Origin of the sequence: Plantibacter sp. MPB07, assembly GCF_046619465.1 — a bacterium.
GTDB classification, from domain to species: Bacteria; Actinomycetota; Actinomycetes; order Actinomycetales; family Microbacteriaceae; genus Plantibacter; species Plantibacter auratus.
The window spans coordinates 187,449-200,736 of the sequence record NZ_CP177043.1 but is presented as its reverse complement, the minus strand read 5'-3'; the positions used below and the strand labels follow the sequence as shown (position 1 = coordinate 200,736).

The following is a 13,288-nucleotide window of genomic DNA, read 5'->3' as shown; positions in this document are numbered from 1 at the left end:
CGTGCGGATGGATTGCGGTGCGGATGTCGGCTCGCCGAAGGCATGCAGAAAGCACCAAAGATCGATTCTATGCTATGTTTCCGGGTTTCGCCAACTCAACGTCGGCCAAGGCCCGTCAGTCGGTGCGGGAGCGCAGCGCGTCGTTGATCTGCGCCGTGAGACCGGCGTCCATCGGCAGCGGACGTCCGTCCACGGCACGCACCGGCGCGGCCAGTCGGACGCTGGAGAGCAACCACACCGCTTCCGCGCCGTGCACGTCCTCCGGTGTCAGCATCCGGTACTCGTGCGGGAGCCCCTGCTCCACGAGATGGGCCCAGAGCGCGAGCTGCGTGGTGCCGGGCAGGATGCCACTCGACGGAGGCGGTGTCACGAATGTTCCGCCGATCCGGACGACAACGGTGGAGGTGGGGCCCTCGAGGACGAAGCCGTCGCTGCTGAGGAAGAGCACGTCGTCCGCTCCACGTCGGTGCGCCTCACGGAGCGCGGCCATGTTGACCGCGTACGACAGCGTCTTGGCACCGGCGAGCAGCCACGGCGAACGCTCCTGCACGTCGCTCGCGAGACCGCGGTCGAGCAGGACGACCTCGATGCCGTTCTCGCGCTCGGGGAACCCGTCAGCCGGCGTCGCCGAGATCCACGCGGTCGGGCGTCCGCCACTCCCCCGCGTCACGACGAGTCGGACGGCGCTCTGATCGACGTCGGGGAGTTCTGCGATCGCGCGCGAGATCGCGAGCCGCCACTGTGCGTGGTTCGGCGCGGGCAGATCGAGGATCGCCGCCGACTCGGTCAGTCGATCGAGGTGCGCCTCGACCGACTGCGGGTGCCGGTCGACGACACCGATCGTCTCGAAGATCCCGTCCCCCCGCGCGGGGCCCAGATCGAAGACGCTCAAGACGCCGGACCCGTCGCCGGCCGGCGTGATCGTGGCCGCGAGGTCGGCGTCGTCGATGACGGTGTCCGCGGGGAGGACGTCGAGAAGGAACACGATCGGCACGCTCATGCCGAGCAACTCTACCGGGACGGACGAGGTCCGGACGGCGACCGGGCTGCCGCTCGGTCAGGCGGGACGGACGGGGGTGACGCCGAACGCGGCGAGAGCCGCGGCGCCGCCATCGTGAGCGGTCAGGACCCAGATGCCGTCGCGGTGCACGGCGACGCTGTGCTCCCAGTGCGCAGCCGAACCACCGTCGAGCGTGGCGACGGTCCATTCGTCGTCGCGGACGAAGGTGTCGGGGCTCCCGGCGACCACCATCGGTTCGATGGCCACCACGAGTCCGGGCTTCACTTCGGGGCCACGCTGGCGGACACGGTAATTGAACACCGGTGGCGCCTCGTGCATCGTGCGTCCGATGCCGTGCCCGACGTAGTCGGTGAGGATCCCGTAGGGCTTCCCCTCGGGTGAGTGGTCCTCGACGTACTCCTCGATCGCTGCACCGACCTGGTTGAGGTGTCGGGCGGTCGCGAGCTCGGCGATTCCGGCCCACAGCGAACCCTCCGTCACCGCCGAGAGCCGCTCGCGCTCGGTGACGAGCTCCGGGCGCGTGGGGTCGGGCAGCACGATGGTCATCGCGGAGTCGCCGTTCCAGCCGTCGATCTCGGCGCCGCTGTCGATCGACACGATGTCGCCCGCCTGCAGCACGCGAGACCCGGGGATGCCGTGGACCACGTCCTCGTTGACCGAGGCGCAGACCGTGTGGCGATAGCCGGGGACGAGCTTGAAGTTGGAGTGCCCGCCGGCCGCGACGATGGCCGCCTCGGCAGCCGCGTCGAGTTGCAGCGTCGTCGCCCCGGGGGCGACGAGAGCGCGCACTGCATCGAGCGAGGCCGCGGTGGCCAGCCCCGGCGCGATCATGGCGCGGATCTGGTCAGGGGTCTTGTAGATCGACTTCCGGAACACCGTGGTTGACGTGTCGGTGCGTCAGACGGCCGGGACGATGATGCCGCGGGCAGCAAGGGCCGCGTCGATCCGCGCGGTGACCTCGTCGACCTCACCGAGGCCGTCGACCGCCACGACGAGCCCGCGAGCGGTGAAGACCTCGATCAGCGGCGCGGTCTCCTGTGCGTAGAGGTCGAGCCGGTGGCGGATGACCTCCTCCGTGTCGTCGGTGCGACCCTGCTCGGCGGCACGCTTGAGGAGTCGAGCGACGACCTCTTCTGTGTCGGCCTGCAGCTGCACGACAGCGTTGAGGCTCGCGTCGTTCTCCGCGAGCAGCGCGTCGAGCGCGACCACCTGGTCGGTGGTCCGCGGATACCCGTCGAGCAAGAACCCCTCGACGGCGTCGGGCTGGTGGAGCCGGTCGCGGACGATCTCGTTCGTCAACGAGTCGGGAACGTACCCGCCCTCGCTCACGATCGCCTGGACCTGCTTCCCGAGCGCCGTACCCTCCTTGATGTTCGCGCGGAAGATGTCGCCCGTCGAGATCGCGGGGATGTCGAAGCGCTCCGCGAGGAAGGCCGCCTGGGTGCCCTTGCCGGATCCCGGAGGACCGACGATGAGCAGACGGGGCTTGCCGGCTGCCGCGCTCAACGCAGGAGCCCTTCGTAGTGACGCTGCTGGAGCTGCGAGTCGATCTGCTTGACCGTCTCGAGCCCGACACCGACGATGATGAGGATCGATGCGCCGCCGAACGGGAAGTTGGCGTTCGCGCCCACCAGCGCCAGGGCGATGAGCGGCAGGAGGGCGATCAACCCCAGGTAGATCGATCCGGGCAGGGTCACGCGGGTCAGGACGTAGTCGAGGTATTCGGCCGTCGGGCGGCCGGCACGGATGCCGGGGATGAACCCGCCGTACTTCTTCATGTTGTCGGCGACCTCTTCGGGGTTGAAGGTGATCGCGACGTAGAAGTAGGTGAAGCCGACGATGAGCAGGAAGTACATGAGCATGTACAGCGGGTGGTCACCCTTGGTGAGGTACTGCTGGATCCACAGGACCCAGGGCGCCGGGGTGCCGGTCGTCGGCTGGTTGAACTGCGCGATGAGGGCCGGCAGGTACAGGATCGACGACGCGAAGATGACGGGCACCACACCGGCCATGTTGACCTTGATGGGGATGTACGTGTTGTTGCCGCCGTACGTCCTGCGTCCGACCATCCGCTTCGCGTACTGCACCGGGATGCGACGTTGCGACTGCTCGACGAAGACGACGAGTCCGACGATCACGAGGCCGACGGCCAGCACGAGAAGGAAGACCTCTGGGCCCTTCGCGGTCCAGATGGCGGCCAGCGAGCCCGGGAAGGTGGCTGCGATCGAGGTGAAGATGAGGAGCGACATGCCGTTGCCGACGCCGCGCTCGGTGACGAGCTCGGCCATCCACATGACGAGGCCGGTGCCCGCGGTCATGGTGACGACCATGAGGAGCATGCCGTACCAGGTGCCGCCTTGGGCGGTGATGAGGTCGGCGCAGACGCCGCCCTGGTTGCCGAACAGTGCACCGCTCTTGGCGACCGTGATGAGCGTCGTCGACTGGAGGATGCCGAGGAAGATCGTGAGGTAACGCGTGTACTGCGTCAGCTTGCCCTGGCCGGCCTGGCCTTCTTTGTGCAGCGTCTCGAAGTGCGGGATGACCACGCGGAGGAGCTGGACGATGATCGACGCGGTGATGTAGGGCATGATGCCCAGCGCGAAGATGGAGAGTTGGAGGAGCGCGCCACCGCTGAAGAGGTTGACGAGCTCGTAGAGGCCTGATGCGCCGGCGGCCTGCTGGTTCGCGAGGCACTGCTGCACGTTCGGGAAGTTCACGAACGGAGCGGGGATGAAGGACCCCAGCCGGTAGATGGCGATGATCCCGAGCGTGAACCCGATCTTGCGACGAAGATCCGGGGTCCGGAAGATCCGGCCGATGGCGCTGAACAAAAGGGGCCTCCTGTGAGATGTTGCGGGGTCGGCCCGGGTGACCGGCATGATGCCGGCCACCCGAGTGAGCTCCTGTGCGGAGCCGGCCGAGGGCTACTTGACGCTGCCCCCGGCTGCCACGATCTTCTGCTCAGCTGAGCCGGAGACCTTGTCAACCGCGACATTCAGCTTAACCGAGATGTCACCGTTTCCGAGAACCTTGACCTTCTCGTTCTTCCGGACGGCACCCTTGGCGACGAGGTCGACCGTGGTCACGTCGCCACCCTTCGGGTACAGCTCGGCGAGCTTCTCCAGGTTCACGACCTGGTACTCGACGCGGAAGGGGTTCTTGAAGCCACGGAGCTTCGGGGTGCGCATGTGCAGCGGCATCTGCCCACCCTCGAAGCCGACCTTGACGTTGTAACGCGCCTTCGTACCCTTGGTACCGCGACCCGCGGTCTTACCCTTGGACGCCTCACCACGGCCCACGCGCATCCGGGACTTCTTGGCCCCGGCGGCCGGACGCAGGTGGTGCACCTTCAGGACCTGCTCGCGCTTCTCAGCGGGCTCGTCCTTCGCGGGCTTCTTGGCTGCAGCGGCCTTGGGGGCCGCCTTCGCCTTGGGCTCGGCCTTCGCGGCAGCCGTCTTCGGAGCTGCCTTGGGGGCCTTCTCCTCAGTGGTTTCGTTCTTCTCAGCCATTAGTCGATCTCCTCAACCTGTACGAGGTGAGCAACAGTGTTCACGTAGCCGCGGTTCTGCGCGTTGTCCGGACGGACGACGACAGCACCGATGCGACGGAGACCCAGGCTGCGAAGCGTGTCGCGCTGGTTCTGCTTCTCACTAATTCTGCCCTTGATCTGGGTGATCCTCAGCTGGGCCATCAGGCACCTACCTTCGCAGCAGCGGCCGCCTGAACGGCCTCTGCCTCTGCACGGAGCAGGCGGGCCGGAGCGACCTGGTCGAACTCGAGACCACGACGGGCTGCGACGGCACGAGGTTCCTCGAGCTGCTTCAGCGCCGTGACGGTCGCGTGGACGATGTTGATCGTGTTGGACGAACCGAGCGACTTGCTCAGCACGTCGTGGATCCCGGCGCACTCGAGGACGGCGCGGACGGGACCACCGGCGATGACACCGGTACCAGCGGCGGCGGGGCGCAGGAGCACCACACCGGCTGCTGCCTCACCCTGGGTGGGGTGCGGGATGGTCGAGCCGACGCGCGGGACGCGGAAGAAGTTCTTCTTCGCCTCTTCGACGCCCTTCGCGATCGCGAGCGGGACTTCGCGAGCCTTGCCGTAGCCGACGCCGACCATGCCGTTGCCGTCACCGACGACCACGAGGGCGGTGAAGCTGAAGCGACGACCACCCTTCACGACCTTCGAGACACGGTTGATGGTCACGACGCGCTCCAGGAACTGGCTCTTGTCGCTGTCGCGGCTACCGCGGTCGCGGTTGGGGTTGCGCTCGCGGCCTCCGCGGCGCGCCTCGCGCGGCTCGCGGTCGCCGGTGGGCGCCGTCGATGCCGCGGTCTCGACCGGGGCCTCGGCCACGGTCGCCACAGGCTCTTGCTGCTGCTTGTTGTCTTCGCTCACAGGTTCAATCCGCCCTCTCGAGCACCATCGGCAATTGCTGCCACGCGACCTGCGTAGCGGTTGCCTCCACGGTCAAATACGACATCGTCGATGCCGGCTGCCTTGGCACGCTCGGCGATGAGTTCGCCGACCTTGCGCGACTTGGCGGTCTTGTCGCCGTCGAACGTCCGGAGGGTGTCCTCCATGGTCGAGGCGGAGACGAGGGTGTGACCCTTCGTGTCATCGACAACCTGCACGAACACGTGACGGGCTGAACGGTTGACGACGAGGCGCGGACGGACCGCGGTACCCTCGACCTTCTTGCGCAGACGCGTGTGGCGACGGCCACGTGCGGCAGTCTTCGTTGGACGAGCCATGGTTACTTACCAGCCTTTCCGGCCTTGCGACGCACGATCTCGCCGGCGTAGCGCACACCCTTGCCCTTGTACGGCTCGGGCTTGCGGATCTTACGGATGTTGGCGGCGACCTCGCCGACGGCCTGCTTGTCGATACCGGCGACCGTGAGCTTGTTGTTGCCCTCGACGGTCAGCGTGATGCCGACCGGCGGCTCGACGGTGACGGGGTGCGAGAAGCCGAGCGCGAACTCGACGGCGCTGCCCTTCTGAGCGACGCGGTAACCGGTACCGACGACCTCGAGGCCCTTGGTGTAGCCCTGGGTGACGCCGATGATCTGGTTCGCGATGAGCGTGCGGGTCAGGCCGTGGAGCGAGCGCGAGTTGCGCTCGTCGTCGGGACGCGTGACGAGCAGCTGTGCGTCTTCGAGCTTGACCTCGATGGGGCTCGCGACGGTGAGCTGAAGCTCACCCTTCGGGCCCTTGACGGTGACGTTCTGACCGGCGACGTCGATGGTGACGCCTGCCGGGATGTCGATGGGGAGTCTTCCAATACGAGACATGACTGGCTACCACACGTAGGCGAGGACTTCCCCACCCACGCCCTTCTTCTCGGCCTGGCGGTCCGTGAGGAGGCCGCTGGAGGTGGACAGGATGACGACGCCGAGGCCGCCGAGGACCTTGGGGATCTCGTTCGACTTCGCGTAGACGCGGAGGCCGGGCTTCGAGACGCGCTTGATGCCGGCGATGGATCGCTCGCGGTTCGGGCCGAACTTGAGGCTCAGCGAGAGCGTCTGTCCGACGGCCGCGTCAGCGACCTCCCAGCCGGAGATGTAGCCCTCGGACTTGAGGATCTCGGCGATGTTCACCTTGAGCTTGGAGTGCGGCATCGACACGGTGTCGTGGTGCGCCGAGTTCGCATTGCGCAGTCTGGTCAGCATGTCTGCGACCGGATCTGTCATGGTCATATCGAGTGTTTCCTTTGTTCACCAGGTTTCGACATCCTGTGCAAGGGTGCCGACCTGTGGTGGTTGAACCGTTCTGGGCAGGAGTGCCCCGAACGGGCGGAAGCCCGGTCCTCGACATACACCGAGGACCGGGCAGAAGCTCAGCCTACTTGGACTCAGCCGCCTTGAACGGGAAGCCGAGCGCCTTGAGCAGCGCGCGACCCTCGTCGTCGTTCTTGGCCGTGGTCACGACAGTGATGTCGAAGCCGCGGACACGATCGATCTTGTCCTGGTCGATCTCGTGGAACATGGACTGCTCCTGGAGACCGAAGGTGTAGTTGCCGTTGCCGTCGAACTGCTTGTCCGAGAGACCGCGGAAGTCGCGGATACGCGGAAGAGCGAGGCTCAGCAGGCGGTCGAGGAACTCCCAAGCGCGGTCGCCACGAAGCGTGACGTGGGCGCCGATGGGCTGACCCTCGCGCAGCTTGAACTGCGCGATGGACTTGCGTGCCTTGGTGACCTGCGGCTTCTGGCCGGTGATCTTGGTGAGGTCCGAAACAGCGCCGTCGATGACCTTGCTGTCGCGAGCGGCCTCGCCCACACCGGTGTTGACGACGACCTTCACGAGTCCGGGCACCTGGTGCACGTTCGTGAAGCCGAAGTCCTTCTGCAGCTGCGGAAGGATCTCAGCGCGGTACTTCTGCTTGAGACGGGGCTGGATTTTGCCAGTCGCCACTTCTGTGTCGGTCATTACAGGTCCTTACCTGACTTCTTGGCGTAACGAACGCGGACCGTCTTGGTGACGCCGTCCTTCGTGACTTCCTCGTTGCGGTGGCCGACCTTGGTCGGGCCCTTGGTCTCCGGGTCGACGAGCGCGACGTTGGAGATGTGGATCGAAGCCTCGACGGTCTCGATGCCGCCGGTCTTGGTTCCACGCTGGGTCTGGCCGACACGGGAGTGCTTCGTGACGTAGTTGACGCCCTCCACGATCACCCGGTTCTTGTCCGCCAGGACCTCGATGACGCGACCCTGCTTGCCGCGGTAACCACCGCGGTCCTGCTTCGGGCCGGAGACGACCTGAACCAGGTCGCCCTTCTTGATCTTTGCCATGACTTAGATAACCTCCGGCGCCAACGAGACGATCTTCATGAACTTCTTGTCACGAAGCTCGCGACCGACCGGTCCGAAGATGCGGGTACCACGGGGGTCCCCGTCAGCCTTCAGGATGACAGCGGCGTTCTCGTCGAACTTGATGTACGAACCGTCGGAACGACGGGTCTGCTTGCGGGTGCGGACGATGACCGCCTTGACGACGTCGCCCTTCTTGACGTTGCCACCGGGGATCGCGTCCTTGACGGTCGCGACGATGGTGTCACCGAGGCCCGCGTAGCGGCGGCCGGAGCCACCGAGCACGCGAATGGTCAGGAGCTCCTTGGCGCCGGTGTTGTCGGCGACCTTGACTCGTGATTCTTGCTGAAGCATTGTTCGCTTTCCTCTCAGTAAGCCGCGAGGCCTACTTGGCCTTCTCGAGAATCTCGACCAGACGCCAGCGCTTGGTGGCGCTGGTGGGGCGGGTCTCGCTGATCAGGACGAGGTCGCCGATGCCGGCGGAGTTCGCCTCGTCGTGAGCCTTGACCTTGGAGGTGCGGCGGATGACCTTGCCGTAGAGCGGGTGCTTCACGCGGTCCTCGACCTCGACGACGATGGTCTTCTCCATCTTGTCGCTGGTCACCAGACCACGGCGGGTCTTGCGGTAGCCACGAGCAGCGGCGTCCTTGACGTCGTGCTCGGCCGACTCGTGACCCTCGGGGGCCTTGTCAGTAGCGGTAGCCATGTCTAGGCCTCCTTCGTGGTCTCGGCGTCGGCTGCAGCGGTGTCCTCGGACTTCGGTGCGGCCTTGGCCTTCTTGGTCTTCTTCTCAGCCTTGGCCTCGACGACCTCGACGGTCGGCGTGGCACGGATGCCGAGCTCGCGCTCACGGATGACCGTGTAGATGCGAGCGATGTCGCGCTTCACGGCGCGCAGGCGGCCGTGGTTCTCGAGCTGACCCGTTGCCGACTGGAAGCGCAGGTTGAACAGCTCTTCCTTGGCCTTGCGGAGCTCCTCGAGGAGGCGCTGGTCTTCAAAGGTGTCGAGCTCGACGGGGGTGAGCTCCTTGGATCCGATCGCCATTATGCGTCGCCCTCCTCGCGCTTGATGATGCGTGCCTTGAGGGGCAGCTTGTGGATTGCACGGGTGAGCGCCTCGCGGGCCAGGGTCTCATCGACTCCGGCGACCTCGAACAGCACACGACCCGGCTTGACGTTCGCGACCCACCACTCGGGCGAACCCTTACCGGAACCCATGCGGGTTTCGGCGGGCTTCTTGGTCAGCGGACGGTCGGGGTAGATGTTGATCCACACCTTTCCGCCACGCTTGATGTGACGCGTCATGGCGATACGAGCGGACTCGATCTGACGGTTGGTCACGTAAGCGGGCGTCAGGGCCTGGATACCGTACTCACCGAACGACACCTTGGTGCCACCGGTCGCCTGGCCGGAACGGCCGGGGTGGTGCTGCTTCCGGTGCTTGACTTTGCGTGGGATCAACATGGTTATGCCTCAACTCCTGCGGCGGCGGGCGCCTCAGCAGCTGCCTTGGGGGCGCTGCTCGGACCGGCGTTCCGACGGGGGCGGTCGCCACCGTCGCGACGTTCCGGACGCGTCGACTTCTGGTTGGCCTGCTCGCGAGCAAGCTCCTTGTTGGTGATGTCGCCCTTGTAGATCCAGACCTTCACGCCGATGCGGCCGAACGTGGTCTTCGCCTCGTAGAAGCCGTAGTCGATGTTCGCGCGGAGCGTGTGCAGCGGCACACGGCCTTCGCGGTAGAACTCGGAACGGCTCATCTCGGCGCCGCCGAGGCGGCCGGACACCTGGATGCGGACACCCTTGACGGTGGACGTGCGCTGAGCGCCCTGCAGGCCCTTACGCATCGCGCGGCGGAAGGCCACACGTGCGGAGAGCTGCTCGGCGATGCCCTGCGCGACGAGCTGAGCGTCGGCCTCGGGGTTCTTGACCTCGAGGATGTTCAGCTGGATCTGCTTCTTCGTGAGCTTCTCGAGGTCGGCGCGGATGCGCTCGGCCTCGGCGCCACGGCGACCGATCACGATGCCCGGACGGGCGGTGTGGATGTCGACGCGGACGCGGTCACGGGTGCGCTCGATCTCGATGCGGCTGACACCAGCGCGGTCGAGCGAGGTCGCCAGCAGACGGCGGATCTTGACGTCTTCCGCGACGAAGTCGCTGTAACGCTGACCCTTCTTCGTGCTGTCGGAGAACCAACGCGACACGTGGTCGGTCGTGATTCCCAGACGGAAGCCGTATGGATTGACTTTCTGACCCATTACTTGCTCACCTTCTTGGCCTTGGCAGCGCCGGCAGTCTCATCAGGCGTCGAGAGCTCGACGGTGATGTGGCTGGTGCGCTTGAGGATGCGGAACGCGCGGCCCTGTGCGCGGGGACGGAAACGCTTGAGGGTTGCACCCTCATCGACGTACGCCTTCGCGATGTACAGGTCCTGCTCGTCAAGGAACACGTTGTCCTTGTCGGCCGTGACGCGAGCGTTCGCGATGGCCGAGGCAACGAGCTTGTAGATGGGCTCGCTGGCGCTCTGTGGTGCGAACTTCAGGATGGCCAAGGCCTCCTGAGCCTGCTTGCCACGGATGAGCGCGACGACACGACGGGCCTTCTGGGGGGTGACGCGGATGTGTCGCACGCGGGCGATCGACTCCACCATTTCTCTTCCTCCTTCACGTCACCGCGTTAGCGGCGACGGCCCTTCTTGTCGTCCTTCACGTGTCCACGGAAGGTGCGGGTGGGCGCGAACTCGCCGAGCTTGTGCCCGACCATCGTCTCGGTGACGAACACCGGGATGTGCTTGCGACCGTCGTGGACGGCGATGGTGTGACCCAGCATCGCCGGGATGATCATCGATCGACGCGACCAGGTCTTGATCACGTTCTTGTTGTTGGCCTCGTTCGCCGTGACGACCTTGCGGAGCAGGTGGTCGTCGACGAAGGGGCCCTTCTTGAGACTGCGTGGCATCTTCTCTTACTCCTACTTACGCTTCTTGCCGGCGGTACGACGACGAACGATGAGCTTGTCGCTTTCCTTGTTGGGGTGGCGCGTGCGGCCTTCCTTCTGGCCCCACGGGCTGACCGGGTGACGTCCACCGGAGGTCTTGCCCTCACCACCACCGTGCGGGTGGTCGATCGGGTTCATCGCGACACCACGGACGGTCGGGCGGACGCCCAGCCAGCGCTTACGGCCGGCCTTACCCCAGTTGATGTTCGACTGCTCGGCGTTGCCGACTTCACCGATGGTGGCGCGGCAGCGCAGGTCGACGTTGCGGATCTCACCGGACGGCAGACGGAGCTGCGCGTACGGGCCGTCCTTCGCGACGAGACGCACCGATGCACCCGCGGAGCGGGCCATCTTCGCGCCGCCGCCGGGACGGAGCTCGATCGCGTGGATGACCGTACCGGTGGGGATGTTCTTCAGCGGCAGGTTGTTCCCGGGCTTGATGTCCGCGCCGGCACCCGACTCGACCACGTCGCCCTGGCTGAGCTTGTTCGGAGCGAGGATGTACCGCTTGGTGCCGTCCACGAAGTGGAGCAGCGCGATACGCGCGGTGCGGTTGGGGTCGTACTCGATGTGAGCGACCTTGGCGTTGACGCCGTCCTTGTCGTTGCGACGGAAGTCGATCAGACGGTACTGGCGCTTGTGGCCACCACCGATGTGACGCGTCGTGATGCGGCCCTGGTTGTTGCGACCACCGGTCTTCGACAACGGACGAAGCAGCGACTTCTCCGGCGTGGTGCGGGTGATCTCCGCGAAGTCCGCGACAGACGAACCGCGACGACCAGGAGTCGTGGGCTTGTACTTACGAATAGCCATTTCTTATTCCTCTTCGTTCCCGGCCGTCTTAGCCAACAGCCGTGAAGATGTCGATGGAACCCGACTTGAGCGACACGATGGCGCGCTTGGTGTCCTTGCGCTTGCCGGTGCCGAACTTGGTGCGACGGGTCTTGCCCTGACGGGTGAGGGTGTTGATCGAAGCGACCTCGACACCGAAGATCTTCTCGATGGCGAGCTTGATCTCGGTCTTGTTCGAGCGCGGGTCGACGAGGAAGGTGTACTTGCCCTCGTCGATCAGGCTGTAGCTCTTCTCGGAGACGACCGGCGCGAAGATGACGTCGCGGGGGTCCTTGTTGATCGCGGTCATGCCGAGACCTCCTCGGTTGCGGCCGTGTTGCCGGTCTTGCTGGCGACGAATGCCTCGAAGGCGGCCTTGGTGAAGACGATGTCGTCGGAGACGAGCACGTCGTATGCGTTCAGCTGGTCGTACGACAGCACGTGCACGTTCTGCAGGTTGCGGACGCTCCGGAGGCTGACCTCGTCGTCGCGCTGGAGGACGATCAGGACGTGCTTCGAGGAAGCGACGTTCGTCAGGTACTCGGACACGGCCTTCGTCGACGGCTTCTCACCGATCGAGAGGGAGTCGACGACGTGCAGGCGGCTGCCGCGTGCGCGGTCGGAGATGGCGCCGAGGAGAGCCGCGGCGATCATCTTCTTGGGGGTGCGCTGTGCGTAGTTGCGGGGCACTGGACCGTGGACGATGCCACCGCCGGTCATCTGAGGTGCACGGATGGAGCCCTGACGAGCGTTACCCGTACCCTTCTGCTTGAACGGCTTGCGGCCGGCACCGGACACTTCGCCGCGGCGCTTGGTCTTGTGCGTCCCCTGGCGGGCGGCAGCGAGCTGCGCGACGACCACCTGGTGGATGAGCGGGATGTTGGTCTGAACGTCGAACACCTCGGCAGGAAGGTCGACGGTGCCGGCCTTCTTGAGCTTGGTGTCGAGCACGTCGAGAGTAGCGATAGCCATGGAACTACGCTCCCTTCACTGCGGTGCGGACGAATACGATGCGGCCACGAGCGCCGGGAACGGCACCCTTGACGAGCAGCAGGCCCTTCTCGGCGTCGATGGCGTGAACGCGGAGGTTCAGCACGGTGACGCGCTCGCCACCCATACGACCGGCCATGCGCATGCCCTTGAAGACACGGCTCGGGGTCGAGGAGGCGCCGATGGAGCCCGGCTTGCGGTGGTTGCGGTGAGCACCGTGAGATGCGCCCGTTCCCTTGAAGTTGTGACGCTTCATGACACCGGCGAAACCCTTACCCTTCGAAGTGCCGACGACGTCGACCTTCTGGCCGGCCTCGAAGACACCGTCGACGGTGAGCTCCTGGCCGAGCGAGTACTCGGATGCGTCGGCGGTGCGGACCTCGGTGAGGTGACGACGCGGCGTCACGCCGGCCTTGTCGAAGTGACCCGCGTCAGGCTTGCTGACCTTGCGGGGATCGATCTGGCCGTACGCGATCTGCACGGCGTCGTAGCCGTCGACCTCGGGGGTGCGAACCTGCGTGACCACGTTGGGCGTGATCTCGATGACGGTGACGGGAACGAGCTTGTTGTTCTCGTCCCACACCTGGGTCATGCCGAGCTTGGTGCCGAGCAGACCCTTGCTGGTCTTCGTGTTAGACATGTCTT

General features: G+C 65.8%; 23 protein-coding genes. All 23 read right to left on the bottom strand.

Translation table 11 applies throughout. The features are described 5' to 3' along the window. Positions 1-115 precede the first annotated feature (115 nt). The 23 genes from ACLIME_RS00930 to rplC all read right to left on the bottom strand — a co-directional run bounded on the left by ACLIME_RS00930 (position 116) and on the right by rplC (position 13,283). Positions 116-1,000: an aminodeoxychorismate lyase gene (locus ACLIME_RS00930; RefSeq protein WP_411558000.1), complete on the bottom strand. Its 885-nt coding sequence runs from the start codon at positions 998-1,000 to the stop codon at positions 116-118. A 57-nt stretch (positions 1,001-1,057) separates the two neighbouring features. Further along, positions 1,058-1,852 carry a type I methionyl aminopeptidase gene (gene map, locus ACLIME_RS00925; RefSeq protein WP_411558811.1) on the bottom strand — a complete coding sequence of 265 codons (795 nt, stop codon included), beginning with the start codon at positions 1,850-1,852 and terminating at the stop codon, positions 1,058-1,060. A 66-nt stretch (positions 1,853-1,918) separates the two neighbouring features. Then, complete coding sequence (locus ACLIME_RS00920) at positions 1,919-2,527, bottom strand: adenylate kinase (RefSeq protein ID WP_159877955.1); 609 nt, start codon at positions 2,525-2,527, stop codon at positions 1,919-1,921. Then, complete coding sequence (secY, locus tag ACLIME_RS00915) at positions 2,524-3,852, bottom strand: preprotein translocase subunit SecY (RefSeq protein ID WP_064296691.1); 1,329 nt, start codon at positions 3,850-3,852, stop codon at positions 2,524-2,526. The genes ACLIME_RS00920 and secY overlap by 4 nt, the downstream gene beginning before the upstream one ends. A 93-nt stretch (positions 3,853-3,945) precedes the next feature. Continuing rightward, entirely contained in the window at positions 3,946-4,530 is a 585-nt protein-coding gene (rplO, locus tag ACLIME_RS00910; RefSeq protein WP_411557999.1) for a 50S ribosomal protein L15, read from the bottom strand. Further along, positions 4,530-4,712: a 50S ribosomal protein L30 gene (rpmD, locus tag ACLIME_RS00905; protein ID WP_079001710.1), complete on the bottom strand. Its 183-nt coding sequence runs from the start codon at positions 4,710-4,712 to the stop codon at positions 4,530-4,532. Before rpmD ends, rplO begins: the two co-directional genes overlap by 1 nt. After that, positions 4,712-5,380 (bottom strand): 30S ribosomal protein S5, encoded by a 669-nt coding sequence (gene rpsE, locus ACLIME_RS00900; RefSeq protein ID WP_229939737.1) that lies wholly within the window; start codon positions 5,378-5,380, stop codon positions 4,712-4,714. The genes rpmD and rpsE overlap by 1 nt, the downstream gene beginning before the upstream one ends. A gap of 38 nt (positions 5,381-5,418) precedes the next feature. Further along, positions 5,419-5,778 (bottom strand): 50S ribosomal protein L18, encoded by a 360-nt coding sequence (rplR, locus tag ACLIME_RS00895; protein ID WP_064296693.1) that lies wholly within the window; start codon positions 5,776-5,778, stop codon positions 5,419-5,421. A 2-nt stretch (positions 5,779-5,780) separates the two neighbouring features. Continuing rightward, positions 5,781-6,317, bottom strand: coding sequence for a 50S ribosomal protein L6 (gene rplF / locus ACLIME_RS00890; RefSeq protein WP_064296694.1), 537 nt, complete (start codon positions 6,315-6,317; stop codon positions 5,781-5,783). Positions 6,318-6,323: 6 nt separating this feature from the next. Further along, positions 6,324-6,722, bottom strand: a complete 399-nt coding sequence (gene rpsH, locus ACLIME_RS00885; RefSeq protein WP_064296695.1) for a 30S ribosomal protein S8 — start codon at positions 6,720-6,722, stop codon at positions 6,324-6,326. Positions 6,723-6,867: 145 nt separating this feature from the next. Beyond that, entirely contained in the window at positions 6,868-7,452 is a 585-nt protein-coding gene (gene rplE, locus ACLIME_RS00880) for a 50S ribosomal protein L5 (protein WP_056008119.1), read from the bottom strand. Beyond that, the gene (rplX, locus tag ACLIME_RS00875; protein WP_056008121.1) at positions 7,452-7,811 is read right to left on the bottom strand and encodes a 50S ribosomal protein L24; all 360 of its coding nucleotides are present in this window, start codon (positions 7,809-7,811) and stop codon (positions 7,452-7,454) included. Before rplX ends, rplE begins: the two co-directional genes overlap by 1 nt. Positions 7,812-7,814: 3 nt before the next feature. Further along, entirely contained in the window at positions 7,815-8,183 is a 369-nt protein-coding gene (rplN, locus tag ACLIME_RS00870) for a 50S ribosomal protein L14 (RefSeq protein WP_064296696.1), read from the bottom strand. A 31-nt stretch (positions 8,184-8,214) separates the two neighbouring features. After that, the gene (gene rpsQ, locus ACLIME_RS00865; RefSeq protein ID WP_056008125.1) at positions 8,215-8,535 is read right to left on the bottom strand and encodes a 30S ribosomal protein S17; all 321 of its coding nucleotides are present in this window, start codon (positions 8,533-8,535) and stop codon (positions 8,215-8,217) included. Positions 8,536-8,537: 2 nt separating this feature from the next. After that, positions 8,538-8,873, bottom strand: coding sequence for a 50S ribosomal protein L29 (gene rpmC, locus ACLIME_RS00860; RefSeq protein WP_079705264.1), 336 nt, complete (start codon positions 8,871-8,873; stop codon positions 8,538-8,540). Beyond that, positions 8,873-9,292 carry a 50S ribosomal protein L16 gene (gene rplP / locus ACLIME_RS00855; RefSeq protein ID WP_056008131.1) on the bottom strand — a complete coding sequence of 140 codons (420 nt, stop codon included), beginning with the start codon at positions 9,290-9,292 and terminating at the stop codon, positions 8,873-8,875. The genes rpmC and rplP overlap by 1 nt, the downstream gene beginning before the upstream one ends. Before the next feature lie 2 nt (positions 9,293-9,294). After that, positions 9,295-10,083: a 30S ribosomal protein S3 gene (gene rpsC / locus ACLIME_RS00850; RefSeq protein WP_064296699.1), complete on the bottom strand. Its 789-nt coding sequence runs from the start codon at positions 10,081-10,083 to the stop codon at positions 9,295-9,297. Further along, positions 10,083-10,475, bottom strand: coding sequence for a 50S ribosomal protein L22 (rplV, locus tag ACLIME_RS00845; protein WP_056008137.1), 393 nt, complete (start codon positions 10,473-10,475; stop codon positions 10,083-10,085). The genes rpsC and rplV overlap by 1 nt, the downstream gene beginning before the upstream one ends. 26 nt (positions 10,476-10,501) lie before the next feature. Continuing rightward, entirely contained in the window at positions 10,502-10,783 is a 282-nt protein-coding gene (gene rpsS, locus ACLIME_RS00840; protein ID WP_064296700.1) for a 30S ribosomal protein S19, read from the bottom strand. Positions 10,784-10,795: 12 nt separating this feature from the next. Then, positions 10,796-11,635, bottom strand: coding sequence for a 50S ribosomal protein L2 (gene rplB, locus ACLIME_RS00835; protein WP_064296701.1), 840 nt, complete (start codon positions 11,633-11,635; stop codon positions 10,796-10,798). A 28-nt stretch (positions 11,636-11,663) separates the two neighbouring features. Next, positions 11,664-11,963: a 50S ribosomal protein L23 gene (gene rplW / locus ACLIME_RS00830; RefSeq protein WP_056008147.1), complete on the bottom strand. Its 300-nt coding sequence runs from the start codon at positions 11,961-11,963 to the stop codon at positions 11,664-11,666. After that, positions 11,960-12,625, bottom strand: coding sequence for a 50S ribosomal protein L4 (rplD, locus tag ACLIME_RS00825; RefSeq protein ID WP_079705263.1), 666 nt, complete (start codon positions 12,623-12,625; stop codon positions 11,960-11,962). Before rplD ends, rplW begins: the two co-directional genes overlap by 4 nt. A gap of 4 nt (positions 12,626-12,629) precedes the next feature. Further along, a complete protein-coding gene (gene rplC / locus ACLIME_RS00820; protein WP_056008154.1) occupies positions 12,630-13,283 on the bottom strand; it encodes a 50S ribosomal protein L3 in 654 nt (217 codons plus the stop codon). Between the last annotated feature and the right edge of the window lie 5 nt (positions 13,284-13,288).

Bases quoted from the DNA above. Each gene is read 5' to 3' on its own strand.
- rpsH (WP_064296695.1), bottom strand. From the start codon at position 6,722: ATGACCATGACAGATCCGGTCGCAGACATGCTGACCAGACTGCGCAAT.
- ACLIME_RS00930 (WP_411558000.1), bottom strand. From the start codon at position 1,000: ATGAGCGTGCCGATCGTGTTCCTTCTCGACGTCCTCCCCGCGGACACC.
- rplE (WP_056008119.1), bottom strand. From the start codon at position 7,452: ATGACCGACACAGAAGTGGCGACTGGCAAAATCCAGCCCCGTCTCAAG.
- rplB (WP_064296701.1), bottom strand. From the start codon at position 11,635: ATGGCTATTCGTAAGTACAAGCCCACGACTCCTGGTCGTCGCGGTTCG.
- rpmD (WP_079001710.1), bottom strand. From the start codon at position 4,712: ATGGCCCAGCTGAGGATCACCCAGATCAAGGGCAGAATTAGTGAGAAG.
- rplX (WP_056008121.1), bottom strand. From the start codon at position 7,811: ATGGCAAAGATCAAGAAGGGCGACCTGGTTCAGGTCGTCTCCGGCCCG.
- rpsS (WP_064296700.1), bottom strand. From the start codon at position 10,783: ATGCCACGCAGTCTCAAGAAGGGCCCCTTCGTCGACGACCACCTGCTC.
- rplO (WP_411557999.1), bottom strand. From the start codon at position 4,530: ATGGCTGAGAAGAACGAAACCACTGAGGAGAAGGCCCCCAAGGCAGCT.
- rplP (WP_056008131.1), bottom strand. From the start codon at position 9,292: ATGTTGATCCCACGCAAAGTCAAGCACCGGAAGCAGCACCACCCCGGC.
- rplV (WP_056008137.1), bottom strand. From the start codon at position 10,475: ATGGTGGAGTCGATCGCCCGCGTGCGACACATCCGCGTCACCCCCCAG.
- rpsC (WP_064296699.1), bottom strand. From the start codon at position 10,083: ATGGGTCAGAAAGTCAATCCATACGGCTTCCGTCTGGGAATCACGACC.
- rplR (WP_064296693.1), bottom strand. From the start codon at position 5,778: ATGGCTCGTCCAACGAAGACTGCCGCACGTGGCCGTCGCCACACGCGT.
- rplW (WP_056008147.1), bottom strand. From the start codon at position 11,963: ATGACCGCGATCAACAAGGACCCCCGCGACGTCATCTTCGCGCCGGTC.
- rplC (WP_056008154.1), bottom strand. From the start codon at position 13,283: ATGTCTAACACGAAGACCAGCAAGGGTCTGCTCGGCACCAAGCTCGGC.
- rplN (WP_064296696.1), bottom strand. From the start codon at position 8,183: ATGCTTCAGCAAGAATCACGAGTCAAGGTCGCCGACAACACCGGCGCC.
- rpsQ (WP_056008125.1), bottom strand. From the start codon at position 8,535: ATGGCTACCGCTACTGACAAGGCCCCCGAGGGTCACGAGTCGGCCGAG.
- rplD (WP_079705263.1), bottom strand. From the start codon at position 12,625: ATGGCTATCGCTACTCTCGACGTGCTCGACACCAAGCTCAAGAAGGCC.
- rplF (WP_064296694.1), bottom strand. From the start codon at position 6,317: ATGTCTCGTATTGGAAGACTCCCCATCGACATCCCGGCAGGCGTCACC.
- map (WP_411558811.1), bottom strand. From the start codon at position 1,852: ATGATCGCGCCGGGGCTGGCCACCGCGGCCTCGCTCGATGCAGTGCGC.
- rpmC (WP_079705264.1), bottom strand. From the start codon at position 8,873: ATGGCGATCGGATCCAAGGAGCTCACCCCCGTCGAGCTCGACACCTTT.